Consider the following 25,369-nt stretch of genomic DNA (forward strand, 5'->3'; position numbering starts at 1 on the left):
CCTGCCCCCTGAGTTGCAGGAATTGCCGCGCAAGACAAGAGCAGACGGGCAGACAGGGCGTCACGTCGCGCCTCTCAGGCCGCCTCGCGGATCGGGAACTCGGCCAGAAGTGCGGCCTGTTCGGGGCTGAGGGCCGCGGGCTCGACCACATAGGTGTGGATCGAGAAGGCGACGTAGCGGGTTTCGGGCAGGCGCACGAGGCCCTGACGCTCGACCCGGATGAAGGGCAGATCGCCCTCCGGGGCGCGGCCCTGCGCCTCGCGGCGCGGATTGTGCAGGGCCGCGTTCGAGTGATGCGCGGTGCCGCGCATCAGCACCCGGCCCGGCTGCACGCCGTCCATCAGCCGCTGCACCCGCGCGCCGACATCCTCGGTGTATTTCGCGACAGGGCGGTGAATGCCCATCATCGGCCGGCCGTATTTCTCGGCCAGCGTCCAGCCCGCCGGAAAGCACAGCACCGCACCGGCAAGTACATGCCCGTCGGGCCCCTCGCGCATCAGGCACAGATCCTCCTGCACCAGCCGGCCGAGGGTGGCAAGCGGCGCCGCGGGATCGAGTGCCACCTCGACGCCATCGGGCCGGCGCAGCCCGCCCGCGACCGGCACGAAGCCAAGCGCCGGCAGCAGACCAAGCACCAGGTCGTAAAGCTCGCGCGCCGCCGCCTGCGCCTCGGGGGCGAGCGCCAGCACCGCCTCGGGGCATGCGGCGATCAGCCGCTCGCGCTCGGCCATCTGCGCGCCATAGGCGTCATCGACCTCGAGCCACTCGGCGAGGGTGATCGGCACGATCCCGGGCAGGCGGCGGGTGCGCGCGTCGGCCCAGGGGGCGAAAGGAAGTCGGGTCTGTCGGATCTCGCTCATGGCGGCAGATGAGCGCCGAATCCGCGCCCGCGCAAGGGGGAGATGTCGAAAGAGAGCTTTCCGTCCCTTCGGCGCATCCGCGCCTCACCCCCGCCGGTAGAGCGAGCGCATCGTGTAATCCTTGCGCGGCCCGGTCACCCGCCATTCAGCGTGCCATTCCGGCCAGGGGACGAAATCGTAGCGCACGCGGTAGTCATCGGGGTCGCACCAGTGCTGCGCCGCCGGTGCGGAGGGATCGAAACGGTGGAAGGGCCTGCCATCGGGGAAGAGCACGATGATCTCCGCCCCCTCTTCGCGCCACAGATATGCGCGCTCGGCCCGCATCGGCGCCGCGCCCGGAAGGGTCAGCGTGCCCGCCTCGTGATAGGCAAGCCCCACCCCGTCCGCAGTGAACCGCGCCCGCCCCTCGAAGCGCGCCGGCCGCGCGCCCATCTGCTCGATCTCGCGCGCGATCGTCCAGTCCCCTGCAAAATCGCTCAGCCGCAGCCGCATTGCCGTCCCTTTGCCTTGCCCGAAGGTGCCGCGCAGTCTAGAAGCCCGGCAACGCTGCCACAACCGAGAGGCCCGCCATGATCCCGCGTTATTCCCGCAAAGAGATGGTCGACATCTGGGAGCCCGCCACCAAGTTCAAGATCTGGTACGAGATCGAGGCGCATGCCTGCGACGCCCAGGCCGAGCTTGGCGTGATCCCGAAGGAAAGCGCCGCCGCCGTCTGGAAGGCGAAGGATGTCGAGTTCGACGTCGCCCGCATCGACGAGATCGAAGCCGTCACCAAGCATGACGTGATCGCCTTCCTGACCCATCTGGCCGAGCATATCGGCTCGACCGAGGCGCGCTTCGTGCATCAGGGGATGACTTCCTCGGACGTGCTCGACACCACGCTGAACGTGCAGCTGACGCGGGCCGCCGACATCCTCCTGAAGGACATGGACCGCGTCCTGGCCGCGCTGAAGAAGCGCGCCTTCGAGCACAAGGACACCGTCCGCATCGGGCGGAGCCACGGCATCCACGCCGAGCCGACCACGATGGGCCTGACCTTCGCGCGCTTCTACGCCGAGATGGACCGCAACAAGGCTCGTCTGGCGGCCGCCCGCGCGGAAGTGGCCACCGGCGCGATCTCGGGCGCGGTCGGCACCTTCGCCAACATCGACCCGCGCGTCGAGGAACACGTGTGCAAGATGATGGGCCTGCGCCCCGAGCCGATCTCGACCCAGGTGATCCCGCGTGACCGCCACGCGATGTTCTTCGCCACGCTCGGCGTGATTGCCTCCTCGATCGAGAACGTCGCGATCGAGATCCGCCACATGCAGCGCACCGAGGTGCTCGAGGCCGAGGAATTCTTCTCGAAGGGGCAGAAGGGCTCGTCGGCGATGCCGCACAAGCGCAACCCGGTGCTGAGCGAGAACCTCACCGGCCTGTCCCGCCTTGTGCGCATGGCGGTGGTGCCGGCGATGGAGAACGTGGCGCTGTGGCACGAGCGCGACATCTCGCACAGCTCGGTCGAGCGCGGCATCGGCCCCGACACCACGGTGACCCTCGACTTCGCGCTGAACCGGCTCGCGGGTCTGATCGAGAACCTCGTGATCTATCCCGAGAACATGCTGAAGAACCTGCACAAGTTCAAAGGTCTGGTGATGTCGCAGCGGGTGCTTCTGGCGCTGACCCAGGCCGGTGTCAGCCGCGAGGACGCCTATCGTCTGGTGCAGCGCAACGCGATGAAGGTCTGGGAGCACGGCGCCGACTTCAAGACCGAGCTGCTCGCCGACCCCGAGGTGACCGCGGCGCTGAGCCCGGCCGAGATCGAGGAGAAATTCGACCTCGGCTATCACACCAAGCACGTCGACACGATCTTCGCCCGCGTCTTCGGCGAGGCCTGATCCGACCTGCCGCCGCACCTTCGGGAGCGGCGGCTAACCCGCCCTTAACCCTCCCGTGGCAGGCTGCGCCGCAGTGCAACCCGCAACGGAGGCGGACGTGGAACTTGCCCGGATCACCCCCGGCTCCCAGGCCGGGGCGAAGCCCGTCACGGCGACACCCGTGATCACGCTCTCGCCGCAGCAGAAGGCGGCGATCATCGTCCGGCTGCTGTCGTCCGAAGGGATGCGCCTGCCGCTTGCCGAGCTGAGCGAGGATCAGCAGACCGAGCTGACGGCGCAGATCGGCGCGATGAAGCTCGTCGATCGCGACACGCTGCATGCGGTGGTGGCGGAATTCTGCGAGGCGCTGGAGGCGGTGGGGCTGACCTTCCCGAGCGGGCTCGACGGCGCGCTCAGCCTGCTCGACGGACAGCTTTCCTCGGCCGCGACCAGCCGGTTGCGACGCCTGGCACTGGCCACGGCGGACACCGACCCCTGGGAACGGATCACCGGCCTGTCGACCGCGGTCCTGCTGCAGGTGATGACCGAGGAAAGCGTCGAGGTGGCGGCGGTGCTGCTCTCGAAACTGTCGGTGCCGAAGGCCGCCGATCTGCTCGGTCAGTTGCCGGGCGACCGGGCGCGGCGCATCGCCTATGCGGTGTCGCGCACCGGCAATGTCGCCCCCGAGACGGTGCAGCGCATCGGCATCGCCCTGGCCCAGCAACTCGACTCGCTGCCCGCGCGCGCCTTCGACACCGGCCCGGTCGAACGCGTCGGCGCGATCCTGAACCAGTCCCCCTCGGCCACGCGCGAGGATGTGCTGATCGGCCTCGAGGAGGAGGATCAGGATTTCGCCGAGAAGGTGCGCAAGGCGATCTTCACCTTCACCAACATCCCGAAGCGGATCGACACCCGCGACGTGCCGCGCATCCTGCGCAACGTCGACCAGCAAAAGCTGATCGTCGCGCTCGCTGGCGCCACCGGCGAGGACGTGAAGGCGGCCGAGTTCATCCTTGCCAACATGTCGCAGCGCATGGCGGCCTCGCTGCGCGAGGAGATGGGCACTCTTGGCAAGCTGCGCGCGAAGGATGTCGAGGAGGCGATGGCCGCGGTGGTCACCGCGATCCGCGAGATGGAGGCGGCGGGCGAGCTGACGCTGCTGGCCGAGGAGGAGGACGAGACGCAGGGCTGAGCCGCGACTCACCCACCGGCGCCGCACCATCCGCGCGCCCTGGCCCGGCCCCTGCCGGCGCCGGGCGGTTTGGCCTGCAGGCGGCCTTCCGCCGGTTTCGACGGCTTCGCCGCTACCGTTACCGCAACCACATCATGTTTCCGCTATCATGCTGAAACGACGGGTTTTCCGGCCTTGCATGCCATGGTATGCGCTCGCCATAACTGCATCGAGTCCGCGCGATCGCCCCTCGCATCGCCCAGTCAGGAGAGCGCATATGACCGTCACCATCGGGATCAATGGCTTTGGCCGCATCGGCCGCTGCACGCTGGCCCATATCGCCGAAGCCGCGCGCAACGACGTTCAGGTCGTCAAGATCAACGCCACCGGCCCGATCGAGACCAACGCCCACCTGCTGAAATACGACTCGGTGCACGGCCGCTTCGGCGGTCCGGTGAAGGTCGAGGGCAAGACGCTCGACCTCGGCCAGGGCCCGATCGAGGTGATGTCGACCTACAACCCCGACGAGCTGAACTGGGACGGCGTCGACGTCGTCCTCGAATGCACCGGCAAGTTCAACTCGCGCGAGAAGGCCGCCGTCCACCTCGGCCGCGGCGCCAAGCGCGTCCTGGTCTCGGCGCCGGCCACCAATGCCGACAAGACCATCGTCTATGGCGTGAACCACCGCGAACTGCTGCCCGAGCATCTGGTCGTGTCGAACGGCTCGTGCACCACGAACTGCCTCGCGCCGCTCGCCAAGGTGCTGAATGACAACATCGGCATCGAGTCGGGCATCATGACCACGGTGCACAGCTATACCGGTGACCAGCCGACGCTCGACCGCCGCCACAAGGATCTGTATCGCGCCCGCGCCGCGGCGATGGCGATGATCCCGACCTCGACCGGCGCTGCGAAGGCGATCGGCGAAGTGCTGCCGGAACTGGCCGGCCGCCTCGACGGCACCTCGCTGCGCGTGCCGACGCCGAACGTCTCGGCCGTCGACCTGACCTTCTACGCCGCGAAATCGGTCACCCGCGACGAGGTGAACGAGATCGTCCGCGAGGCCGCCGCCGGCCACATGGGCAAGGTTCTGGCCTATGACCCCGAGCCCAAGGTCTCGATCGACTTCAACCACACGCCCTATTCGTCTATCTTCGCCCCCGACCAGACCAAGGTCACCGGCGGGCGCCTGGTGCGCGTTCTGGCGTGGTATGACAACGAATGGGGCTTCTCCTGCCGCATGGCCGACGTGGCCGGCGCGATCGGAATGCTCCTGAAATAATCCCGGGGCAAGCCCGGGACGAGGGAGCGGATGAACACCCCCATCGCCATCGGGCTTGCCGCCCTGATCCTGCTGTGTGTGCTGGCCGACGCGTTGTTCAACGGCTGGGGCGCATCGCTGTTTCTCGCCCGAAAATCCGTCGATCTGGTCGACTGGGTCGCCTTCTGGCGCTGACCCCCTGTTTTCCCATTGACCTTTCGTGGAAATTTCACAGCCTAGGCCTAGTCTAGGTTGTGCGAATTTTCGCGAAGGCAATCGAAGGAGGCAGGAATGTCGGTCAAGGTGGCAATCAACGGTTTTGGCCGTATCGGGCGCAATGTGCTGCGCGCAATCATCGAATCGGGTCGCACCGACATCGAGGTCGTGGCGATCAACGATCTCGGCCCGGTGGAGACCAACGCGCATCTGCTGCGCTTCGATTCGGTCCATGGCCGCTTCCCGGCCGAGGTGACGACTGGCGAGGACTGGATCGATTGCGGCCGCGGCGCGATGAAGGTGACGGCGCTGCGCAATCCGGCGGAACTGCCGTGGGCGGGCGTCGACGTGGTGCTCGAATGCACCGGCATCTTCACCTCGAAGGAAAAATGCCTTGCGCATCTCGAGAACGGCTCGAAGCGGGTGCTGATCTCGGCCCCGGGCGAAGGCGCGGACAAGACCATCGTCTTCGGCGTGAACGACAAAAGCCTGACCAAGGATGACCTGATCGTCTCGAACGCCTCGTGCACGACGAACTGCCTCTCCCCCGTCGCCAAGGTGCTGAACGACGCGATCGGCATCGAGAAGGGCTTCATGACCACGATCCACAGCTATACGGGCGACCAGCCGACGCTCGACACGCTGCACAAGGATCTCTACCGCGCCCGCGCCGCGGCGCTGAGCATGATCCCGACCTCGACCGGCGCGGCGAAGGCCGTGGGCCTGGTGCTGCCCGAACTCAAGGGCAAGCTCGACGGCGTGGCGATCCGGGTGCCGACGCCGAACGTCTCGGTCGTCGATCTCGTCTTCACCGCGAAGCGCGCGACCACCGTCGAGGAGATCAACGCCGCGATCGAGACCGCCGCCGACGGGCCACTGAAGGGCATCCTCGGCTACACCAAGTACAAGAACGTCTCGATGGACTTCAACCACGACAGCCATTCCTCGGTCTTCCACATGGACCAGACCAAGGTGATGGACGGCACGATGGTGCGCATCCTGTCGTGGTATGACAACGAATGGGGCTTCTCGAACCGCATGTCGGACACCGCGGTCGCCATGGGCAAGCTGATCTGACCGACATCTGGCCTTCCGGTTGCAAGGGGCGCCCCCCGGGCGCCCCTTTCGCGTCAACGGCCGCCAGTCATGCGGTTGCAGCAATACGGCCTTCCGGTTCCGGCACTTGTTAGCGCTACCAATGATGCGCATCTTGGCGGCACGGGGCGGCCTTCCGCGGCCCCCGGTCATCAGGTGGAAAGGTCCGGAAGGATGCGCAAGTTCATCGGACGTCTGGTCAGCGCCGCCGAACGGCGGGCCCGCTATGCCCGCACGCGGCGCGAGATCGCGCGACTGCCGCTCGACGTCGCGCTCGATGTCGATCTTTATCCGCGCGACGCCGCCCGCATCGCGCGCAAGGCGGTCTACGGGCGCGGCTGAAACCGGCACGGGGTGTGGTTTTCGCGCAACGCACGGCGATGTGATCGCCCGTGTGCACGGGATCGCACCCCATCCCTTGGCCTCGGGGGCACCCCTCTGTTAGAGATTGAGCAACCCCTTGAAAGGATTGCCCATTGCTCAGCCCCGCGCAGATTCTGCAGGAATTCATCACGCTCTGGGTCGTGATCGACCCGATCGGCACGCTGCCGGTGTTCATCGCCGTCACCGCCGGGATGAGCGCGCATCAGCGCCGCGCGGTCGCGGTGCGCGCGGTGATCGTTTCCTTCGTGGTGCTGGCGCTTTTCATCGTGCTCGGACAGGTGGTTCTCGACGCCCTCGGCCTGGCGCTCCCGGCCTTCCAGATCGCCGGCGGGATCGTTTTGTTCCTCTTCGCGCTGACGATGATCTTCGGCCATTCGAAGCCCGAGGAGGAGATTGCCGAGGCCGAGCGGGTGCGCCAGACCTCGGTCTTCCCGGTGGCGATCCCCTCGATCGCCTCGCCGGGCGCGATGCTGACGGTGGTGATCCTGACCGACAACGACCGTTTCGCCATCGCCCATCAGGCGGTGACGACGGCGCTGATGGCGCTGGTGCTCGCGGTGACGCTGGGCATCATGCTGGCCGCCTCGCCGCTCTTGCGGGTGATCGGCACCACCGGCGCCGCGGTGATCAGCCGGGTCATGGGAATGCTGCTGGCCGCCGTCGCCGTCGATGCGGTGCTGCGCGCCTTCGTCTCAATCGGCGTGCTGCCCTCGTTCAGCGGCTGAGCTCAGCCCTTGCCGAGCTTCGCCAGAAGCCGGGTCTGCACCGCCGGGGTGACGAAGCGCGACACCTCGCCATCGAGCCGGGCGATCTCCTTCACCAGTTTCGAGGCGATCGCCTGACGCCGCGCGTCGGCCATCAGGAACACCGTCTCGACGCTGGAATCGAGCGCGCGGTTCATGCCCACCATCTGGAATTCATATTCGAAATCAGCGACAGCGCGCAGCCCGCGGATGATGACATTGGCGTTCACGTCGCGCGCGCAGTGAATCAGCAGGTTCTCGAACGGATGCACCACGATCTCGCCGCCACAGCGCGCAGTGATCTCGGCGCATTCGGCCTCGATCATCTCGACCCGTTCCTCGAGAGTGAACAGCGGCCCCTTGTCGCGGTTGATCGCCACCCCGATCACCAGCCGGTCAACGAGCGGCATCGCGCGCTGGATGATGTCGATATGCCCCAGCGTCACCGGATCGAAAGTTCCGGGGTACAGGCCGATGCGCATGGGCTCCTCCTCAGTGCCGTTCCTCACAGGTCAAGGGCACGCAACAAGATTGCGCGCCCTTTTGCAAGACTTGTGATGCCGCATCGCGGCGTCAGTTGCCCATGATCATCCCGGTCAGGGCTTCCTTCTCGACGTGCAGCTCGCTCAGCCGCGCCGCGATCACGTCGCGGATCGAGATCAGGCCGACCATCTCGCCCGCCTCGATCACCGGCATGTGGCGGAAGCCGCCGGCGCTCATCTGCTCCATCACCTCTTCGGTGGTGTCGGTGCGCGTGCAGCCCACGGCATTGCGCGTCATCACCTCCTCGACCATCAGGTTCAGCGCCGCGGAACCGCGCCGGCCGAGTTCGCGCACCACGTCACGCTCCGAAATGATGCCGTCGACGTGCTTGCCATCGGTCGAGACGATGAGCGCACCGATCCTGCGGGCCGAGAGCACCCGCGCCACCTCTGCAACCGTGGTGCCCGGCACCACCGTCACCACCCCGTCGTCCCCCTTCGACTTCAGAATCTGCAGAACCTGCATCGCAACCTCCCTTTTGCATGCCATGTCCCAGCGTCACAACTGCGTGATCGTCTGTCAAGTGACGCGAAGGTCGGGGTCACTGCACCGCGGCCGCGGCCTCGAGCCGGGCGATCTCGGCGCGCAGCCCCTGACCGAGCGCCTCGGCGAGCCGGCCAAGCCGTTCCGAGCGGCGGTCATCGGCATGGCGCAACAGCCAGAAGGTGCGGCGCAGGCCGATCTCGTCGGGCAGGACCCGGCTCACCCCCGGGCAGAAGGGAATGGCGAAGTCATGCACGATGCCCAGCCCCGCCCCGGCCCGCACCATCTGCATCTGCACCGACACGGAATTCGAGGCGAGCCCCACCGCCTCGACCCCGGTCTCGGCGAGATAGTCGAGTTCCTTGTCGAAGATCATGTCCGGGATATAGCCGATCATCCGGTGCCCGCGCAGATCGGCCCGGCTGGTGACCGGCGGATGCGCCGCCAGATAGTCGCGGTCGGCGGCCAGATGGAGCTGATAATCGGCCAGCTTCTGCACCGTCAGCCGCCCCGCCGTCGGCCGCGACACGGCAATCGCCATGTCCGCCTCGCGTTTCGACAGGTTGAACAGCCGCGGCAGGGCGATCAGCTGGATCTCGAGCCCCGGATGCGCATCACAGATCGCCGCGCAGACCTGCGGCAGAAGATAGTTCGCGCAGCCATCGGGCGCACCGATCCGCAATTGCCCGGTCAGCTGCCCGGCCTCTCCGGACAGCGCCTCCTCGGCCGCCGCCGTCGCCGCCTCGGCGGCCTCGGCATGGGGCAGAAGCCGCGCCCCCGCATCGGTCAGCGCATAGCCATGCGGCGATTTCAGGAAGATTTTCGCCCCCAGCCCCTCCTCGAGCCGCGCGATCCGCCGCCCGACCGTCGCCGCGTCGCATTTCAGCACCCGCCCCGCGCCCGACAGGCTTTCCGCCCGCGCCACCGCCAGAAAGACCCGCAGATCGTCCCAATCCATCGTCCAACCTTTGCAGAAACGCAAAACACCTTTTGCCAGACTTCCTCTTTTACGGTGATTTTCGCAAGGCTAAGGTTTGCCCGACCAATTCACGGGAGGCACTCGATGCAAGAGATCGGACACTGGATCAACGGCAAGCTGGTGGCGGGCACGTCCGGCCGCTTCACCGACGTCTACAACCCGGCGACGGGCGAGGTGCAGGCGCGCGTCGCGCTTGCCACCACCGCGGAGCTTGACGCGGCGGTTGCCGCCGCCGCCGCCGCGCAGCCGGTCTGGGCCGCGACCAACCCGCAGCGCCGCGCCCGGGTGATGATGAAATTCGGCGACCTGATCAACGCCCATATGGACGAGCTGGCCGAGCTTGTCTCGCGCGAGCACGGCAAGACCCTGCCCGACGCGCGCGGCGACGTGCAGCGCGGGCTCGAGGTGATCGAGGTCTGCATGGGCGCGCCGGCCCTTCTCAAGGGCGAATACACCGACAGCGCCGGCCCGGGCATCGACCTCTACTCGATGCGTCAGCCGCTTGGCGTCGTCGCCGGCATCGCGCCCTTCAACTTCCCGGCGATGATCCCGCTGTGGAAGATGGGCCCGGCGCTCGTTGCCGGCAACGCGATGATCCTGAAGCCCTCCGAGCGCTGCCCCTCGACCTCGATCCGGCTCGCCCAGCTGGCCCAGGAAGCGGGCCTGCCCGATGGCGTGCTGCAGGTGGTGAACGGCGACAAGGAAGTCGTGGACGCGATCCTCGACAACGAGACCGTGCAGGCCGTCGGCTTCGTCGGCTCCACCCCGATCGCGCAATACATCTATGGCCGTGCCTGCTCGAACGGCAAGCGCGCGCAGTGCTTCGGCGGCGCGAAGAACCACATGATCATCATGCCCGACGCCGACCTCGACAAGGCGGCCGACGCGCTGGTGGGCGCGGGCTTCGGCGCGGCGGGCGAACGCTGCATGGCGATCTCGGTCGCGGTGCCGGTGGGCAAGGAAACCGCCGACCGTCTGATCGAGAAGCTGGTGCCGAAGATCGAGAAGCTCAAGGTCGGCCCCTATACCGCGGGCGATGACGTCGACTTCGGGCCGGTCATCACCAAGCAGGCGCAGGACCGGATCAACGGGCTGATCGGCTCGGGCGTCGAGCAGGGTGCGACCCTTGTCGTCGATGGCCGCGCGCTGAAGATCCAGGGCTACGAGAACGGCTTCTACGTCGGCCCGACGCTCTTCGACGACGTCACCCCCGAGATGGACATCTACCGCCAGGAGATCTTCGGGCCGGTGCTGTCGACGGTGCGGATGGACAGCTATGAAGACGCGCTGAAGCTGGTGATCGACAACGATTACGGCAACGGCACCGCGATCTTCACCGCCGATGGCGACACCGCGCGCGATTTCGCCAGCCGCGTCAACGTCGGCATGGTCGGCATCAACTTCCCGATCCCGGTGCCGCTGAGCTATTACACCTTCGGCGGCTGGAAGAAGTCGGCCTTCGGCGACCTGAACCAGTATGGCCCCGACGCGCTGCGCTTCTACACCAAGACGAAGACCGTCACCGCGCGCTGGTTCTCGGGCATCAAGGACGGCGCCAGCCTGAACTTCAAGGCGCTCGACTGAGACGGATGCCGCGCCCTTCGGGGCGCGGCTGCCTCCGGCGGGCGTATTTGCGCCAAGAAAAGCCCGGGCGCTTTTTTCTTGGTCCAAATACTCCGGGGTGAGGCCGAAGGCCCAGGGGCAGCGCCTCTGCCCCCTTGCAAAATCCGCGCGCCGGATGAAAATTGAACACATATTCATTTCCAGCGTTTCGGGGAGGAAACCATGGATTTCGCGCTGAGCGAGGAGCAGCAGGCCATCTTCGACATGGCCCTGGCTTTCGGGCAGGAGAACATCGCGCCCTTCGCCCGGGAGTGGGAGGCCGAAGGCACGATCCCGAAGACGCTCTGGCCGCAACTGGCCGAGCTCGGCCTTGGCGGGCTTTACGTCTCGGAAGACTACGGCGGCACCGGGCTCAGCCGGCTTGATGCGACGCTGGTCTTCGAGGCGCTGGCGATGGCCTGCCCGGCCGTGGGCTCGTTCCTCTCGATCCACAACATGTGCGGCGGGATGATCGACAAGTTCGGCTCCCCCGAGACGAAGGAACGCTGGCTGCCCGGTCTGTGCAGCATGGAGACGATCTTCTCCTATTGCCTGACCGAGCCCGGTTCGGGCTCGGATGCGGCGGCACTGCGCACCCGCGCCGAGCGCGTCGCGGGCGGCTGGAAGCTAAACGGCACCAAGGCCTTCATCTCGGGCGGCAGCTATTCCGACGCCTATCTGACGATGGTGCGCAGCGGTGGCGACGGGCCGAAGGGCATCTCCTGCATGGTGATCGAGGCGGGCACGCCGGGCCTCAGCTTCGGCGCGCTCGAGGACAAGATGGGCTGGCGCGCGCAGCCGACCGCGCAGGTGCAATTCGACGATTGCGTGATCCCGGCCGAAAATCTGGTCGGCGAGGAGGGCCGCGGCTTTGCCTATGCCATGGCCGGGCTTGACGGCGGGCGGCTCAATATCGCTGCCTCGGCGCTTGGCGGGGCGCAGGCGGCCTTCGACGCGACGCTGACCTACATGGGCGAGCGCAAGGCCTTCGGCCGCACGCTCGACGGCTTCCAGGCGCTGCAATTCCGTCTGGCCGAGATGGAGGTGAAGCTGCAATCCGCCCGCACCTTCCTGCGCCAGGCCGCCTGGAAGCTTGATACCGGCGCTCCGGACGCCACGAAATTCTGCGCCATGGCAAAGCTTTACGTCACCGACGCCGCGTTCGAGGTGGCCAACCAGTGCCTGCAGCTGCATGGTGGCTATGGCTACCTTGCCGATTACGGCATCGAGAAGATCGTGCGCGACCTGCGCGTGCACCAGATCCTCGAGGGGACCAACGAAATCATGCGGCTGATCGTCAGCCGCGCTGTGCTGGCGGAGCGGGACTGATGACCGACGAGGCGACGATGATCGTGCGCAAGGAGGGCCGCGCGGGGCGGCTCACCTTCAACCGGCCGAAGGCGCTCAACGCGCTTGATGCCGAGATGGCCGAGGCGATCGACGCGGCGCTGGCCGCGTGGCGCGACGACCCCGAGGTTGCGGTGGTGGTGATTGACGCCGTGGGCGAGCGCGCCTTCTGCGCCGGTGGCGACATCGCCAAGATCTATCACCAGGGCCGCGCCGGCGATTTCACCACCGGCCCGCGCTTCTGGCGCGAGGAATACCGGATGAACGCCCGGCTCGCGGAATATGGCAAGCCCGTCGTCTCCTTCATGCAGGGCTTCGTGATGGGCGGCGGCGTCGGCGTCGGCGGCCACGCGCATCACCGGGTGGTGGGCGACACGACGCAGATCGCCATGCCCGAAACCGGCATCGGCCTGATCCCCGACGTCGGCGGCACGCTCTTGCTGGCGCAGGCGCCGGGGCGCGTCGGCGAATACCTGGGCGTCACCGGCAGCCGGATCGGCGCGGCCGATGCGATCTATGCGGGCTTTGCCGATCTCTACCTGCCCGAGGCGGAGTGGGAGGCGGTGAAGGCGCAGCTGATCGCGACCGGCGACCCGTCGGTGCTGCCGAAAGGCCGCGTCCCGGCCACGAAGGGGCGGCTTGCCGATCTCCGGCCGCAGATCGAGGCCACCTTCGGCGGGCGCGACATCCACGAGATCGTCGCCGCGCTCGAGGCCTCGGGCACGCATTTCGCCACCGAGACGCTGGCCATCCTGCGCCGCAACTCGGCGCTGTCCGAGGAGGCGACGTTGCGCCTCGTGCGGATGACCCGCGCCACCCCCACCATCCGCGACGCCCTGTCGAACGAGTTCCGCTTCACCCTGCGCGCGGTCGAGAAGGCCGATTTCCTCGAGGGCGTGCGGGCGCAGATCATCGACAAGGATCGCAGCCCGACCTGGAAATACAGCCTCGAGACCCTGCCGATGGCCGAGGTCGCGGCGCTGCTCGAACCGCTGCCGCGGGACTGGGAGATCGCCTTCGAAACTGCTTGAAGGTTGCGGCACAACACATTGGGAGGAAACATGAAGATCGGTTTCATCGGACTTGGGAACATGGGCGGGCCGATGGCCGCCAACCTGGTCAAGGCGGGGCATGAGGTGACGGGCTTCGACCTCAGCGCACCGATGCCGGCGGGGGTGGCGAAGGCCGCCTCGGCCGCGGCGGCGGCGCAGGGCGCCGAGGTCGTTTTCACCATGCTGCCCAATGGCGCGATCCTGCGCGCCGTGGCGGTCGAGGTGATCCCGGCGATGCCGAAGGGCGCGGTGCTGTGCGACTGCTCGACCGTCGATGTCGAAAGCGCGCGCGCGGTGGCCGAGCAGGCAGTGGCGGCAGGCCTTGCGGCGCTTGATGCGCCCGTTTCGGGCGGCGTCGGCGGGGCGACGGCGGGCACGCTGACCTTCATGGTCGGCGGACCGGACGCGGCCTTCGCCACGGTGCAGCCGCTGTTCGACATCATGGGCCAGAAGGCGGTGCATTGCGGTGCCGCGGGCGCCGGTCAGGCAGCGAAGATCTGCAACAACATGATCCTCGGCGTCACCATGATCGCCACCTGCGAGGCCTTTGCGCTCGCCGACAAGCTCGGCCTCGACCGGCAGAAGATGTTCGACGTGGTCTCGACCTCCTCGGGCTACAGCTGGACGATGAACGCCTATTGCCCGGCCCCGGGCGTCGGCCCCACCTCGCCCGCCGACAACGACTACAAGCCCGGCTTCGCGGCCGAGCTGATGCTCAAGGACCTGCGGCTGAGCCAGCAGGCGGCCGAGGCAGCGGATGCCGACACCCCGATGGGGCAGCTGGCGGCGGCGCTCTACACCACCTTCGTCGAGGCCGAGGATGGCCGCGGCAAGGACTTCTCGGCGATGCTGCCGCGGCTTGCGGCGCGTCATCGCGGCTGAGGGCGAAAAATCCGGCCGGGGGTGCGACGGAATGTCCTCCCCCGGTCGTTTTCTTTCATGATCACCGTCATGAGGGAGAGCAGTTTCATGCAGATCACCACGCGCAAGACCGTCCTGGCCGCCTTGATGGCAAGCCTTGCCGTCAGTCTGGCCGCGCCGATGGCCGCGGCCCAGGGCACGCACTCCGCCTGCGTGCTGCTGCCTGACGGCATGCGCAAATGCGACGGTCCGCCGGCGCAAAAGACGCAGTCGCAAAAGGCCCAGCCGTCGCAGAAGTCACAGCCGGCCCAGAAGGCCACGGGCCAGAAGATCGCGAGCCCGGCAAAATCCGCGACCCCGGCAAAGTCGACACCGCAGAAGGTGCCCGCACCGCATGTGGGTGATTCCGCCCGCAAGGGCGCCCTCTTCCAGCAGGCGAAGAACAGCCGCCTGCCCGCACCGCCCGCGCATCAGCACTACCGCGTCGTCGACAACACTGTCGTGCGGGTCGACGACAGCACGCTGAAGGTGGTGGCCGTCGTCGGGCTGCTCAGCACCATCCTGAATTCGAACTGAACGACCGTCACTCACGGCCGGAACGGGGCGGCCGCGGCCGCCCCGTTCTCTTGCGCGCCGCTTGCACCCCCGCGCCCGGCAGGCCAGAACCGGTGCATGAGCGACTGGATCCCCGACACCCCCGCCCTTTCCGGCCTCGAGCCCGCCGCTCGCGCCGCCCTTTCCGCGCTGGCGCCCGTCACCGTGCCGCGCGGTGCGGTGCTGTTTCGCCCGGGCGAGGCGGTCGCGGGCTTTGCCCTCGTGCTCTCGGGCCGGATCGAGGTGTTCCTCACCGGCGCGAACGGCCGCGAGCTGCTGCTCTACGCCGTCGAGCCGGGCCAGAGCTGCGTGCAGACGACGCTCGGCCTGCTGGGCGAGGCCGCCTATTCGGGCGAGGCCGTCACCGCGCGTGACACCCGGCTGGTGATGGTGCCGCGGGCGCTTTTCCTGCAACTGATGGACAGCTCGCCGGGGTTTCGGCGCATGGTCTTTGCCGCCTTCGCCGAACGGATGGAGGGGATGATCCGGCTGATGGAGCGGGTCTCCTTCCAGTCGGTCGATTGCCGGCTGGCGGCCTTCCTGACGGCACAGGCGCAGGGCGGCAGCCTTGCGGCGACACAACAGGAGATTGCCAGCCAGATCGGCTCGGCGCGCGAGGTGGTGTCGCGCCGGCTCGAAAGCTTCGAGCGGCGGGGATGGGTGCGGCGTGGCCGCGGCCGGGTCGAGATCACCGATGCCGCGGCGCTTGCCCGCCTTGCCCTCGCCGAGGCCTGAAGACCGGCGGCGGAGCTTTTCGCAACCGCAGCGTGATCTGGTCACAGACAGGACGCGCCGGCTGCGCTACCCTGTGCGCATCGGGCCAAAGCGGCCCCTGGCAAAGGAGCTTGACCATGTTCAAGAAGAACGAAGGAACCGTGGACCGCGTGGCGCGCATCGTCGTGGGGCTGGTGCTGATCGGCATCTACCTGGCCAACCCGGCCGGCGCCTGGAACTGGCTTGGCCTGATCGGGATCATCCCGCTGGTGACCGGGCTGCTCGGCACCTGCCCGCTCTATTCGATCCTCGGCATCAACACCTGCCCGATGAAGAAGTGACCCCTCGGCCCCGGGGCCTTCGGCGCCTTGCCGCCGATGCCCCGGGGCCGCTGCAGTTCGGGGGAACACGGCGCCGGGTTTCGGGTTATCTCCTGCGCAGAAGGAGATACGACATGAGTCTTGCAAAGATCATCCCCGCGCTCGGCCTTGCGCTGAGCACTGTGATCGTCCCGGTGGCCGGCTTTGCCGGCAATGGCCACGGCCATGACGAGGGCCGCGGCCACGATCGCCGCACGGTGATCTATGCCGAGGCACCGGGCTGCCCGCCCGGCCTCGCGAAGAAGCACAACGGCTGCATGCCGCCCGGCCAGGCAAAGAAATGGCAGCGCGGCGAGCGGATCCGCGGCGATTACATCGTCATCCGCGACCCCGACCGCTATCGCCTCGACCGACGCTATACCTACTGGCGCAGCGGCGATTACGTCTATCGGGTCGAACCGCAGACCGGCAAGGTGCTGAACCTGATCGGCGCGGTCTCGGCGCTGCTGAACTGAGATGACGGGCCCGGCGCGCGCCCTGCCCCTGTTGCTCGTCGCGGCACTGACCGCGGCGGGCGCAGGGGCAGAGGTGGCGCCGCTGCCCGAAGGCGCCTCGGCCTGCAAGGTGATGCAGGCCTCGGGCGTGACCTTCTGCAAGTTCGGCAACCGCTGGATCGCCACCACGGCCCGCGCGCCCGATCTTGCCGTCGGCGACCCCTTCCCGATCTACGAACAGTCGATGCTGATGGATCTCGACCGCTACGGCCTGCCGCCGGTCGACGGGCCGTGGCGCTATTACCGGCGCGACGGGGTGATCTACAAGGTCTCGGCGCGCGACGGCCGGGTGATCGAGATCCTCGGCCGCCGCACCAGCCGCTGAGCCCTATTCGGCCGCGGCCTTCATCCCCAGCATCGGCGCGAGATAGCGCCCGGTATGGCTGCGCGGGTTCACCGCGACCTCCTCCGGCGTGCCGGTCGCGACGATCTGGCCACCGCCATCGCCCCCCTCGGGGCCGATGTCGATGACCCAGTCGGCGGTCTTGATGACGTCGAGGTTGTGCTCGATCACCACCACGGTATTGCCCTGGTTGACCAGCTCGTGCAGCACCTCGAGGAGCTTGCGCACATCCTCGAAATGCAGCCCCGTCGTCGGTTCGTCGAGGATGTAGAGCGTGCGGCCGGTGGCGCGGCGCGCCAGTTCCTTCGACAGCTTCACCCGCTGCGCCTCGCCGCCCGACAGCGTCGTCGCCTGCTGGCCGACCTTGATGTAGCCCAAACCCACCTCGACCAGCGCATCCATCTTCTCGCGGATCGAGGGCACCGCCTTGAAGAAGCCCTGCGCATCCTCGACCGTCATGTCGAGCACATCGGCAATCGACTTGCCCTTGAACTGGATCTCCAGCGTCTCGCGATTGTAGCGCTTGCCCTTGCAGGTCTCACATTCGACATAGACGTCGGGCAGGAAGTGCATCTCGATCTTGATCACGCCATCGCCCTGACAGGCCTCGCAGCGCCCGCCCTTGACGTTGAAGCTGAACCGCCCGGGCTTGTAGCCGCGCGCCTGCGCCTCGGGCAGACCGGCGAACCAGTCGCGGATCGGGGTGAAGGCGCCGGTGTAGGTCGCGGGGTTCGAGCGCGGCGTGCGTCCGATCGGGCGCTGGTCGATGTCGATCACCTTGTCGAGGTGCTCGAAGCCCTTGATCGTCTCGCAAGGCGCCGGGGTCTCGCGCGCGCCGTTCAAGCGCATCGCCGCGGTCTTGAACAGGGTCTCGATCGTCAGCGTCGACTTGCCGCCGCCCGAGACGCCGGTGACGCAGACGAACTTGCCGAGCGGAAAGTCGACCGTCACCTCCTTGAGGTTGTTGCCCGAGGCCTTGACCACGGTGAGCTTCTTGCCATTGCCCTTGCGCCGCTCGGCCGGCACCTCGATGCAGCGGGTTCCGGACAGGTATTGACCGGTGAGCGAGGCGGGATCGCGGGCGATCTCCTCGGGCGTGCCATGGGCGACGACACGGCCGCCATGCACCCCCGCCCCCGGGCCGATGTCGAAGACATGGTCGGACTGGCGGATCATGTCCTCGTCATGCTCGACCACCAGCACGGTGTTGCCCGCGTCGCGCAGGTTCTTCAGCGTGGCGATCAGCCGGTCGTTGTCGCGCTGATGCAGCCCGATCGATGGCTCGTCGAGCACATAGAGCACCCCGGTCAGCCCCGAACCGATCTGCGAGGCGAGCCGGATGCGCTGGCTTTCGCCGCCCGAGAGCGTGCCGGCCGAGCGGCTGAGCGTCAGATAGTCGAGCCCGACGTTGACCAGGAAGCCAAGCCGTTCGCGGATTTCCTTCAGGATCGGGCGGGCGATCTCGTTGCGCTGCTTGGTCAGCGCCTCGGGCACGGTCTCGGCCCAGGCGTGGGCCTCGCGGATCGACATCTCGACCACCTGGCCGACATGCAGCCCGCCGATCTTCACCGCCAGCGCCTCGGGGCGCAGCCGGTAGCCGTGGCAGGCGCCGCAGGGGCGGTTGTTCTGATAGCGCTCGAACTCCTCGCGCACCCAGGCGGAATCGGTCTCGCGATAGCGCCGCTCCATGTTCGGGATCACGCCCTCGAAGCTGCGGCTGACCTCGTAGACGCGGCCGGCCTCGTCGAAGCGGAACTTGATCTCGTCCTTGCCCGAGCCATAGAGGAACAGCTTCTGCACCGGTTCGGGCAGGTCCTTCCAGGGCTTGCGCTTGTCAAAGCCGTAATGCTTCGCCAGCGCCTCGATGGTCTGGGTGAAATAGGGGCTCTTCGATTTCGCCCAGGGCGCCAGCGCGCCGGCCGGGATGGACAGCGACTGATCGGGCACCACCAGCCGCTCGTCGAAGAACAGCTCCACCCCCAGCCCGTCGCAGACCGGACAGGCGCCGAAGGGCGCGTTGAAGGAGAACAGCCGCGGCTCGATCTCGGGGATGGTGAAGCCGCTCACCGGGCAGGCGAATTTCTCGGAAAACGTGGTGCGGGCGGGCTCCTTGCCGGCCTCGATCTCGTCGGCGCCAAGCGCCTCCTCGAAGATCGCGATGCCGTCGGCCAGATCGAGCGCGGTGCGGAAACTGTCGGCGAGCCGCGTCTCCAGCCCCTCGCGCACCACGATCCGGTCGACCACCACGTCGATATTGTGGCGGAACTTCTTGTCGAGCACGGGCGGCTCCTCGAGCTCGTAGAAGGCGCCGTTGACCTTCACCCGCTGGAAGCCCGCCTTCTGCCATTCGGCGAATTCCTTGCGGTATTCGCCCTTGCGGTCGCGCACCACCGGGGCGAGCAGATAGCCGCGTGCCCCCTCGGGCATTGCCATCACCCGGTCGACCATGTCCTGCACCTGCTGCGCCTCGATCGGCAGGCCGGTCGCCGGGCTGTAGGGGGTGCCGACGCGGGCAAAGAGAAGGCGCAGGTAATCGTAGATCTCGGTCACCGTGCCGACGGTCGAGCGCGGGTTCTTCGAGGTCGTCTTCTGCTCGATCGAGATCGCCGGGCTGAGCCCCGAGATATGGTCGACATCGGGCTTGCCCATCATGTCGAGGAACTGCCGCGCATAGGCCGACAGGCTTTCGACATAGCGCCGCTGCCCCTCGGCATAGATCGTGTCGAAGGCGAGCGAGGACTTGCCCGAGCCCGAAAGCCCGGTGATCACGGTCAGCGCATCGCGCGGAATGTCGAGATCGACATTCTTCAGGTTGTGCTCGCGCGCGCCGCGGATTTCGATGAACTTCTGCTCGGCCATGACCGCCCCCGTTACCACGCCCCCTAGATAGGGTATGGCGCGGGAGTCTCCAATCGAAATATGAGAACGGAAGCGGAACAATCGGCCGCAGATCGCCGGTGCGGCCCGAATTTCGGGCAGCGAGGCCGGGGCCGGCGTCACTCATTCGCTTTCGTGAATGCATTTTTCGCCGCGACGCCGCATCCGGTCTTGATCTGACACGGCGATCTGCCACATCAGAAGGCGACGCGGCCCACGGGGGGCTGCCCTGAACAGGAATGACGGCATGTTCAACTTTCTTCGCCCCGGCGGCGGCGGCGCGCAGGTGCAACGCATCAACCCGAAGGACGCGGTGGCCAAGGCCGCCAAGGGCGAGATCACGCTGATCGACGTGCGCGACATGAACGAGCTGCGCGCCTCGGGCAAGGCGAAGGGCGCGCTGCATGTGCCGCTGAGCGTGGTCAAGATGAAATGCGATCCGTCGAGCCCCGAATGCCTGAAGGCGCTGTCGGTCGAGAAGCCGGTGGTGGTCTACTGTGCCTCGGGCGCGCGCTCGCAGGCGGCGGGGCAGATGCTTGCCCAGATGGGCTATCAGCAGGTGTTCAACCTCGGCGGGCTCTACGACTGGCACGCCGCGGGCGGCCCGATCGAGCGCGTCTGAGGGGCAGCGCACGGCCGTTGAAAAGGGGCGCGCCGCGCCCCTTTTTCATGCCCGCGGTCAGGCCCGCGCGCGGCGGCGCGACAGCCACAGGTGCATCGCGATGCCGCCAAGGCACAGGGGCAACGAAAAGGCCGCGATCGCCTGCGGCCCCATCGCTGCGGTCAGGGCAAGCAGCAGCGGCGTGCCGAGCGTGGTGCCGACATTGCCCAGCTGTGCGATCGCGCCCGCCGCCTGCGCCCGGCTGGCGGGGGTGTCGTTGAGCTCGGGGATCGCGGCAAAGCTTGCGCCCTGCACGAAGCCGAGCCCCGCCGAGAGCAGGAAGGCGGCGCCGACCTGCGCCACGCCCGAGGTGACGGCCCATCCCGCCGCGGCCAGCGCGCCGACGGCAAAGCCGATCTGGGCGGTGCGCACCGCGCCGATGCGGCGGGTGAACTGCACGCCGAGGCCCAGCGAGCTGGCGATCGACAGGAGCGGCATCACCGCCGCGGTCAGCCCGCGCAGCCGCGGCTCGACCAGACCCGGCACCAGCGTCAGCGCCGCGACGAAGATCATCGTGTAGAAGACGAAGCCGAGCGCCGGGGCGGCGATGCGCGGGCTGGCATAGATCGCCAGATGGTCGCGCAGCACCGTGCCCGGCTGAAGTGGCGGCGCCGGCAGGATCGTCTCGCGCGGCAGCACGACGGCCAGCAGCGCCGCCGCGACCAGCATCAGCCCCGCATGCACCGCCCAGAGCGCCGAGGCCCCATGCGCCTGCGCGAAGGGCAGCCCGAAGAAGGCCGTCACCGCGAAGGCAAGGCCGAAGAAGGTCGACCACAGCGTCATCGCCGCGGCCTGATCGCGCGGCGCGGCGGCGCCCGCAATCAGCACCGGCCCGGCCACGACAATGGCGAGATGGGCAAAGCCCTCGGCCACGCGCGAGGCGATCATCAGGCCAAGCGGCAGGCCAAGGCATTGCAGCGCCGAGAGCCCCGCCCCCGCCACCAGCGCGCCGATGATGATCCGCCGCGCGCCGGCGCGGGCCACGATCAGCCCCGCCGTGGTGCCGAAGACGATCCCCACCGCCCCGACGACCGAGACCACCAGCCCAAGCCGCGTGCCGGCCTCGGGCCAGATCGCCGCAAGCTCCTGAAAGATCACGCCCACTTTCGAGAACTGGCCCGCGGCGCAGAGCCCCGCGAACCACAGCGCGAAAATCGCGCCCCACCGCGTCTGCATCCTGCACCGCTCCGTCAAATGAAAGGGGCCCCTGCGGGCCCCTTGCGAACCTGTGCCGCGGCGCGACACGAGGTCAAGAGAATTCAGACCAGACGGTCAGAAATCAGAAGTGGATCGCCCGGCCATAGGCATCGAGCACCGCCTCGTGCATCATCTCGCTCAGTGTCGGATGCGGGAAGACGGTTTCCATCAGGTCTTCCTCGGTGGTCTCGAGCTTGCGGCCGATGACATAGCCCTGGATGAGCTCGGTCACTTCGGCGCCGATCATGTGGGCGCCCAGAAGCTCGCCGGTCTTCGCGTCGAAGACCGTCTTCACCAGCCCCTCGGGCTCGCCAAGCGCGATCGCCTTGCCGTTGCCGACGAAGGGGAAGCGACCGACCCTGATCTCATAGCCCGCGGCCTTCGCCTTTTCCTCGGTCAGACCGACCGAGGCGACCTGCGGATGGCAATAGGTGCAGCCGGCAATCGAGCCGGGCTTGATCGGATGGGCGTGCTTGCCGGCGATCAGCTCGGCCACCATCACGCCTTCATGGCTGGCCTTATGCGCCAGCCAGGGCGCGCCGGCGATGTCGCCGATCGCGTAAAGCCCCGGCACGCCGGTGCGGCAGAACTCGTCGACCACCACATGGGTGCGGTCGATCTTCACGCCAAGCGCCTCGAGCCCGAGGTTCTCGACATTGCCGACGATGCCGACGGCCGAGATCACCGTGTCGAACTCGGCGGTGGTGGCGCCCTTCGCATCCTCGAGATGCGCGGTCACACCGACGCCCGGCTTGCGGTCGAGCTTCTTCACCGTGGTCTTCTCGAGGATCTTCATCCCCTGCTTGACGAAGGCCTTCTTGGCGAAGGCGGAAATCTCGGCATCCTCGACCGGCAGCACGCGGTCCATCACCTCGACCACTGTCACATCGGCGCCGAGCGTGTTGAAGAAGCTTGCGAATTCGATGCCGATCGCGCCCGAGCCGATGACCAGGAGCTTCTTCGGCATCCGCTTCGGCACCAGGGCGTGCTTGTAGGACCAGACCAGATCGCCGTCCGCCTCGAGCCCCGGCAGGCTGCGCGCGCGGGCGCCGGTGGCGAGGATGATGTTCTTCGCGGTCAGCTCTTCCACGCCCTTCTCGGTCTTGACCGAGACGAAGCCGGGCTTGGGCAAGCTGGCCTCGCCCATCACCACGGTGACCTTGTTCTTCTTCAGCAGATGCGCGACGCCGCCCGAGAGCTGCTTCGCGACCCCGCGCGAGCGCGCGACGACCGCGTCGAGGTCATAGCCAAGCCCCTCGGCCTTCAGGCCGAATTCCTTGGCGCGGTGCATCAGGTGGAAGACCTCGGCCGAGCGCAGAAGCGCCTTGGTCGGGATGCAGCCCCAGTTCAGGCAGATGCCGCCCAGATGCTCGCGTTCCACCACCGCGACACTCAGCCCGAGCTGTGCGCCGCGGATCGCCGCCACATAACCCCCCGGCCCCGCGCCGATCACGATCATGTCGAAGCTTCTGGCAGCCATGTCTCACCCTCCGCTGGAAACTAGTTTGGTATTAAACTATTTTCCAAAGGGCTTCAACGATGGTTTTCGGCGAACTCAGGCCGCGGCGCGCGGCCCTTGCGCCTTCAACGCCCAGTCATAGCCACCCGCCCAGAGGAAGGCCGCCTCCTCGTCGGAGGAGCGCCGCCCCGCCACCGCGTTGCGCCAGGGGAAGCGGCCGAAGCGGCGGATCACCAGATGCCGGGCGCGGGCGTCGTGGATCGCGCCCTCGGGCATGCGCTCCTCGAACAGCCGCACCCCCTGCTCCTGCGCGCGCAGGTCCTCGGCATGGATGAAGGGGGTGTAGAAGAACTGCCGCATCGGGCCGGCGATCTGCAGGTCATGCCCGCATTCGATGGCGCGGGCGGCCACCTCGCGCGCGTGTTCATCGGTCAGCCAGCATTCGCGGCAGCCGCGGAACATCCGGCGCGGAAACTGGTCGAGCACGATGACGAGGGCCAGCGCCCCCTCGGCGGAATGCTCCCAGGGCGCAAGCGTTCCGGTCATCGCCTTGCGCCAGAGCCTCTCGAACCGTTTTCGGATCTCGAGATCGAGGGCGGGATCGTGAGCAAACCAGCGTTCCGGCCCGACGACATCGTGCCAGAACGCGATCACGGAGGTGATCTGTTCCATGTCAGCAGCTTTCCAAGTCGAGAGAGTGTGGGGGCAATATGACACGGTTTCGTGATGAAACCATGATTTTTGCGCCCCCTGACAGAGTGTCGCAGAACAAAGGCTGGACATCTTCCCAGCAGCGGCAGACGATTCGCGACCCTGCGCCGGCTTTGCGGGCAGATGCCCGCGCAGCGGGCGCGCGTTGCGGAAATTCAGGGCGCGACGGCCGGATTCAGCGTGCCTGCGCCGGGGGCTGCGAGCCCGACTCATCCTGTGCCGCCTCGAGCGCCTCGCCCACCGCAAGCGCCGTCGCCGCGGGCGAGATCACCGTGAAGGCACCGGTATCCTCGGGCGCCATCCCCGGGCGCCGGGTCATCCGCCACAACGCATAGGCGGCGAGGAAGGCGGTCAGCAGGCTGAGGAACAGGAAGAAGCCGCCAGTGCCCACGGCCTCCATCAGCCAGCCGGTGACGGGCGGCCCCATCATCGCGCCGATACCGTTGACGAAGAGCAGCCCGCCCGAGGCCGCGGCCATGTCGCTCTTGTCGAGGTAGTCGTTGGTATAGGCCACGAGCAGCGAATAGAGCGGGTTCGCCACACCGCCGATCACCGCACCGAGCAGGGTCAGCAGCCAGAACCCCGGCGCCAGCAGGAAGGCCGCCAGCATCGCGACCGAGCCCACTGCCGAGACGACGAAGATCAGCCGGCGCCGGTCCATCCGGTCCGAGATCCAGCCGATCGGATATTGCGCGATCAGCCCGCCGATATAGATGCTGGCGATGAAGATCGAGATCTGCGGCACCGAAAGCCCCGCCCGCGTGCCCCAGACCGAGGCCATGCCGAACACCGCCGAGAACACGCCGCCCATCACGAACATGCCGACCACGCCCAGCGGCGAGGCGGCGAAGAGCTTGCGGAAATTGAGCCGCTGCACCTCGGCAAAGGTGGGCGCCGGCGCCACCGAGAGCAGGATCGGGGTGAAGGCGAGCGACACCAGCACCGAGGGGATGACAAACAGCATCCAGCCCGCCGGATCGGCGGTGTTCATCAGGACCTGCCCGGCGACGATACCGATCATCTGCACGATCATGTAGGCCGACAGCGCCTGACCGCGGGTCTCGTTGGTGCTCGAGGCGTTCAGCCAGCTCTCGGCGGTGATGTAGACGCCCGAGAAGCTGAAGCCGATCACCACGCGCAGCGCAGCCCAGACAAGCCAGTGCGGCATCGCCGCGTAAAGGATCAGCACCGCGGAAATCATCGAGCCAAGCGCCGCGAAGACCCGCACATGGCCGACCCGGCGGATCATCACCGGCGTCATCTGCGACCCGAACAGGAAGCCCGCGAAATAGCCCGACATGACGACCGACATCTGATAGGTGCCGATGCCCTCGATCGCGCCGCGCACGCCCAGAAGCGTGCCCTGCATGCCGTTGCCGACCATGAACAGAAGCACGCCCAGAAGCAGGGGCCAGGAGGTGCGCAGAACGGTCAGCATCGGGAACTCCGAATTCGGTGAAAGGCCAGATATAGGGCAATCTCGCCC

27 protein-coding genes are annotated in these 25,369 nt (G+C 67.6%); 17 read left to right on the top strand and 10 right to left on the bottom strand.

Translation table 11 applies throughout. From position 1 onward, the window contains the following. Positions 1 to 74 precede the first annotated feature (74 nt). A complete protein-coding gene (locus tag DYS74_RS03985) occupies positions 75 to 860 on the bottom strand; it encodes a heme-dependent oxidative N-demethylase family protein (protein WP_121531167.1) in 786 nt (261 codons plus the stop codon). Positions 861 to 944: 84 nt separating this feature from the next. Further along, positions 945 to 1,352: a DUF6314 family protein gene (locus tag DYS74_RS03990; protein ID WP_121531169.1), complete on the bottom strand. Its 408-nt coding sequence runs from the start codon at positions 1,350 to 1,352 to the stop codon at positions 945 to 947. Between the two features lie 77 nt (positions 1,353 to 1,429). Between DYS74_RS03990 and purB the strand changes: the two genes are divergently transcribed. The 7 genes from purB to DYS74_RS04015 all read left to right on the top strand — a co-directional run bounded on the left by purB (position 1,430) and on the right by DYS74_RS04015 (position 7,568). Continuing rightward, a complete protein-coding gene (gene purB, locus DYS74_RS03995; RefSeq protein WP_121531171.1) occupies positions 1,430 to 2,737 on the top strand; it encodes an adenylosuccinate lyase in 1,308 nt (435 codons plus the stop codon). 97 nt (positions 2,738 to 2,834) lie between these two features. Continuing rightward, on the top strand, positions 2,835 to 3,908 hold the full coding sequence (locus tag DYS74_RS04000) for a flagellar motor switch protein FliG (protein ID WP_245965187.1): 1,074 nt from the start codon (positions 2,835 to 2,837) through the stop codon (positions 3,906 to 3,908). 256 nt (positions 3,909 to 4,164) lie between these two features. Continuing rightward, positions 4,165 to 5,169 carry a type I glyceraldehyde-3-phosphate dehydrogenase gene (gene gap / locus DYS74_RS04005; protein WP_121531175.1) on the top strand — a complete coding sequence of 335 codons (1,005 nt, stop codon included), beginning with the start codon at positions 4,165 to 4,167 and terminating at the stop codon, positions 5,167 to 5,169. A 30-nt stretch (positions 5,170 to 5,199) separates the two neighbouring features. Continuing rightward, positions 5,200 to 5,343 (top strand): hypothetical protein, encoded by a 144-nt coding sequence (locus tag DYS74_RS18590; protein WP_183077448.1) that lies wholly within the window; start codon positions 5,200 to 5,202, stop codon positions 5,341 to 5,343. A gap of 96 nt (positions 5,344 to 5,439) precedes the next feature. Continuing rightward, complete coding sequence (gene gap, locus DYS74_RS04010) at positions 5,440 to 6,441, top strand: type I glyceraldehyde-3-phosphate dehydrogenase (protein WP_121531177.1); 1,002 nt, start codon at positions 5,440 to 5,442, stop codon at positions 6,439 to 6,441. 192 nt (positions 6,442 to 6,633) lie between these two features. Continuing rightward, a complete protein-coding gene (locus DYS74_RS18595) occupies positions 6,634 to 6,801 on the top strand; it encodes a hypothetical protein (RefSeq protein ID WP_183077449.1) in 168 nt (55 codons plus the stop codon). A 134-nt stretch (positions 6,802 to 6,935) separates the two neighbouring features. Further along, a complete protein-coding gene (locus DYS74_RS04015) occupies positions 6,936 to 7,568 on the top strand; it encodes a MarC family protein (RefSeq protein ID WP_121531179.1) in 633 nt (210 codons plus the stop codon). A 2-nt stretch (positions 7,569 to 7,570) separates the two neighbouring features. On the opposite strand, the gene coaD is transcribed toward DYS74_RS04015, so the two are convergent. The 3 genes from coaD to DYS74_RS04030 all read right to left on the bottom strand — a co-directional run bounded on the left by coaD (position 7,571) and on the right by DYS74_RS04030 (position 9,570). Next, positions 7,571 to 8,068, bottom strand: a complete 498-nt coding sequence (coaD, locus tag DYS74_RS04020) for a pantetheine-phosphate adenylyltransferase (RefSeq protein ID WP_121531181.1) — start codon at positions 8,066 to 8,068, stop codon at positions 7,571 to 7,573. Positions 8,069 to 8,159: 91 nt separating this feature from the next. Then, positions 8,160 to 8,594 (bottom strand): CBS domain-containing protein, encoded by a 435-nt coding sequence (locus DYS74_RS04025; protein ID WP_121531183.1) that lies wholly within the window; start codon positions 8,592 to 8,594, stop codon positions 8,160 to 8,162. Positions 8,595 to 8,670: 76 nt separating this feature from the next. Beyond that, positions 8,671 to 9,570 (bottom strand): LysR family transcriptional regulator, encoded by a 900-nt coding sequence (locus tag DYS74_RS04030; RefSeq protein ID WP_121531185.1) that lies wholly within the window; start codon positions 9,568 to 9,570, stop codon positions 8,671 to 8,673. Between the two features lie 105 nt (positions 9,571 to 9,675). Here DYS74_RS04030 and DYS74_RS04035 point away from each other — a divergent pair, with 105 nt between their 5' ends. The 9 genes from DYS74_RS04035 (at position 9,676) to DYS74_RS04075 (ending at position 16,960) form a co-directional block, all read left to right on the top strand. Beyond that, a complete protein-coding gene (locus tag DYS74_RS04035) occupies positions 9,676 to 11,175 on the top strand; it encodes a CoA-acylating methylmalonate-semialdehyde dehydrogenase (RefSeq protein ID WP_121531187.1) in 1,500 nt (499 codons plus the stop codon). 201 nt (positions 11,176 to 11,376) lie between these two features. Further along, on the top strand, positions 11,377 to 12,522 hold the full coding sequence (locus tag DYS74_RS04040) for an acyl-CoA dehydrogenase family protein (protein WP_121531189.1): 1,146 nt from the start codon (positions 11,377 to 11,379) through the stop codon (positions 12,520 to 12,522). Continuing rightward, entirely contained in the window at positions 12,522 to 13,571 is a 1,050-nt protein-coding gene (locus DYS74_RS04045; protein WP_121531191.1) for a 3-hydroxyisobutyryl-CoA hydrolase, read from the top strand. Before DYS74_RS04040 ends, DYS74_RS04045 begins: the two co-directional genes overlap by 1 nt. 30 nt (positions 13,572 to 13,601) lie before the next feature. Beyond that, positions 13,602 to 14,474 carry a 3-hydroxyisobutyrate dehydrogenase gene (gene mmsB / locus DYS74_RS04050; RefSeq protein ID WP_121531193.1) on the top strand — a complete coding sequence of 291 codons (873 nt, stop codon included), beginning with the start codon at positions 13,602 to 13,604 and terminating at the stop codon, positions 14,472 to 14,474. Positions 14,475 to 14,561: 87 nt separating this feature from the next. Next, positions 14,562 to 15,029, top strand: coding sequence for a hypothetical protein (locus DYS74_RS04055; RefSeq protein WP_147435444.1), 468 nt, complete (start codon positions 14,562 to 14,564; stop codon positions 15,027 to 15,029). Positions 15,030 to 15,125: 96 nt separating this feature from the next. Continuing rightward, positions 15,126 to 15,782, top strand: a complete 657-nt coding sequence (locus DYS74_RS04060; RefSeq protein ID WP_121531197.1) for a Crp/Fnr family transcriptional regulator — start codon at positions 15,126 to 15,128, stop codon at positions 15,780 to 15,782. Positions 15,783 to 15,898: 116 nt separating this feature from the next. Continuing rightward, positions 15,899 to 16,102: a YgaP family membrane protein gene (locus DYS74_RS04065; protein ID WP_113899413.1), complete on the top strand. Its 204-nt coding sequence runs from the start codon at positions 15,899 to 15,901 to the stop codon at positions 16,100 to 16,102. 113 nt (positions 16,103 to 16,215) lie between these two features. Next, the gene (locus tag DYS74_RS04070; RefSeq protein WP_245965188.1) at positions 16,216 to 16,596 is read left to right on the top strand and encodes a hypothetical protein; all 381 of its coding nucleotides are present in this window, start codon (positions 16,216 to 16,218) and stop codon (positions 16,594 to 16,596) included. Position 16,597: 1 nt separating this feature from the next. Beyond that, entirely contained in the window at positions 16,598 to 16,960 is a 363-nt protein-coding gene (locus DYS74_RS04075; protein ID WP_121531199.1) for a hypothetical protein, read from the top strand. Between the two features lie 3 nt (positions 16,961 to 16,963). On the opposite strand, the gene uvrA is transcribed toward DYS74_RS04075, so the two are convergent. Further along, complete coding sequence (uvrA, locus tag DYS74_RS04080) at positions 16,964 to 19,837, bottom strand: excinuclease ABC subunit UvrA (RefSeq protein WP_121531201.1); 2,874 nt, start codon at positions 19,835 to 19,837, stop codon at positions 16,964 to 16,966. Positions 19,838 to 20,102: 265 nt separating this feature from the next. On the opposite strand from uvrA, the gene DYS74_RS04085 reads away from it, so the two are divergent. Continuing rightward, positions 20,103 to 20,477 (top strand): rhodanese-like domain-containing protein, encoded by a 375-nt coding sequence (locus DYS74_RS04085; protein ID WP_121531203.1) that lies wholly within the window; start codon positions 20,103 to 20,105, stop codon positions 20,475 to 20,477. Positions 20,478 to 20,534: 57 nt separating this feature from the next. Here the strand turns inward: DYS74_RS04085 and DYS74_RS04090 are convergent, their stop codons facing one another. From DYS74_RS04090 to DYS74_RS04105, 4 genes are all read right to left on the bottom strand, one after another. Further along, entirely contained in the window at positions 20,535 to 21,692 is a 1,158-nt protein-coding gene (locus DYS74_RS04090; protein ID WP_121531205.1) for an MFS transporter, read from the bottom strand. Positions 21,693 to 21,795: 103 nt separating this feature from the next. Next, a complete protein-coding gene (lpdA, locus tag DYS74_RS04095) occupies positions 21,796 to 23,193 on the bottom strand; it encodes a dihydrolipoyl dehydrogenase (RefSeq protein WP_121531207.1) in 1,398 nt (465 codons plus the stop codon). Between the two features lie 75 nt (positions 23,194 to 23,268). Further along, complete coding sequence (locus DYS74_RS04100) at positions 23,269 to 23,844, bottom strand: DUF924 family protein (RefSeq protein WP_121531209.1); 576 nt, start codon at positions 23,842 to 23,844, stop codon at positions 23,269 to 23,271. Between the two features lie 214 nt (positions 23,845 to 24,058). Then, entirely contained in the window at positions 24,059 to 25,321 is a 1,263-nt protein-coding gene (locus tag DYS74_RS04105) for an MFS transporter (protein WP_121531211.1), read from the bottom strand. Positions 25,322 to 25,369 lie beyond the last annotated feature (48 nt).

This window comes from Paenirhodobacter hankyongi, assembly GCF_003664585.1.
GTDB lineage: Bacteria > Pseudomonadota > Alphaproteobacteria > Rhodobacterales > Rhodobacteraceae > Rhodobacter > Rhodobacter hankyongi.

Bases quoted from the DNA above. Each gene is read 5' to 3' on its own strand.
- DYS74_RS04055 (WP_147435444.1), top strand. From the start codon at position 14,562: ATGCAGATCACCACGCGCAAGACCGTCCTGGCCGCCTTGATGGCAAGC.
- DYS74_RS04040 (WP_121531189.1), top strand. From the start codon at position 11,377: ATGGATTTCGCGCTGAGCGAGGAGCAGCAGGCCATCTTCGACATGGCC.
- lpdA (WP_121531207.1), bottom strand. From the start codon at position 23,193: ATGGCTGCCAGAAGCTTCGACATGATCGTGATCGGCGCGGGGCCGGGG.
- DYS74_RS03985 (WP_121531167.1), bottom strand. From the start codon at position 860: ATGAGCGAGATCCGACAGACCCGACTTCCTTTCGCCCCCTGGGCCGAC.
- uvrA (WP_121531201.1), bottom strand. From the start codon at position 19,837: ATGGCCGAGCAGAAGTTCATCGAAATCCGCGGCGCGCGCGAGCACAAC.
- mmsB (WP_121531193.1), top strand. From the start codon at position 13,602: ATGAAGATCGGTTTCATCGGACTTGGGAACATGGGCGGGCCGATGGCC.
- DYS74_RS04090 (WP_121531205.1), bottom strand. From the start codon at position 21,692: ATGCAGACGCGGTGGGGCGCGATTTTCGCGCTGTGGTTCGCGGGGCTC.
- DYS74_RS04030 (WP_121531185.1), bottom strand. From the start codon at position 9,570: ATGGATTGGGACGATCTGCGGGTCTTTCTGGCGGTGGCGCGGGCGGAA.
- DYS74_RS18590 (WP_183077448.1), top strand. From the start codon at position 5,200: ATGAACACCCCCATCGCCATCGGGCTTGCCGCCCTGATCCTGCTGTGT.
- DYS74_RS04060 (WP_121531197.1), top strand. From the start codon at position 15,126: ATGAGCGACTGGATCCCCGACACCCCCGCCCTTTCCGGCCTCGAGCCC.
- DYS74_RS04025 (WP_121531183.1), bottom strand. From the start codon at position 8,594: ATGCAGGTTCTGCAGATTCTGAAGTCGAAGGGGGACGACGGGGTGGTG.
- coaD (WP_121531181.1), bottom strand. From the start codon at position 8,068: ATGCGCATCGGCCTGTACCCCGGAACTTTCGATCCGGTGACGCTGGGG.
- DYS74_RS04075 (WP_121531199.1), top strand. From the start codon at position 16,598: ATGACGGGCCCGGCGCGCGCCCTGCCCCTGTTGCTCGTCGCGGCACTG.
- DYS74_RS04065 (WP_113899413.1), top strand. From the start codon at position 15,899: ATGTTCAAGAAGAACGAAGGAACCGTGGACCGCGTGGCGCGCATCGTC.
- DYS74_RS04105 (WP_121531211.1), bottom strand. From the start codon at position 25,321: ATGCTGACCGTTCTGCGCACCTCCTGGCCCCTGCTTCTGGGCGTGCTT.
- gap (WP_121531175.1), top strand. From the start codon at position 4,165: ATGACCGTCACCATCGGGATCAATGGCTTTGGCCGCATCGGCCGCTGC.
- DYS74_RS04085 (WP_121531203.1), top strand. From the start codon at position 20,103: ATGTTCAACTTTCTTCGCCCCGGCGGCGGCGGCGCGCAGGTGCAACGC.
- purB (WP_121531171.1), top strand. From the start codon at position 1,430: ATGATCCCGCGTTATTCCCGCAAAGAGATGGTCGACATCTGGGAGCCC.
- DYS74_RS18595 (WP_183077449.1), top strand. From the start codon at position 6,634: ATGCGCAAGTTCATCGGACGTCTGGTCAGCGCCGCCGAACGGCGGGCC.
- DYS74_RS04070 (WP_245965188.1), top strand. From the start codon at position 16,216: ATGAGTCTTGCAAAGATCATCCCCGCGCTCGGCCTTGCGCTGAGCACT.
- DYS74_RS04035 (WP_121531187.1), top strand. From the start codon at position 9,676: ATGCAAGAGATCGGACACTGGATCAACGGCAAGCTGGTGGCGGGCACG.
- DYS74_RS03990 (WP_121531169.1), bottom strand. From the start codon at position 1,352: ATGCGGCTGCGGCTGAGCGATTTTGCAGGGGACTGGACGATCGCGCGC.
- DYS74_RS04045 (WP_121531191.1), top strand. From the start codon at position 12,522: ATGACCGACGAGGCGACGATGATCGTGCGCAAGGAGGGCCGCGCGGGG.
- DYS74_RS04100 (WP_121531209.1), bottom strand. From the start codon at position 23,844: ATGGAACAGATCACCTCCGTGATCGCGTTCTGGCACGATGTCGTCGGG.
- gap (WP_121531177.1), top strand. From the start codon at position 5,440: ATGTCGGTCAAGGTGGCAATCAACGGTTTTGGCCGTATCGGGCGCAAT.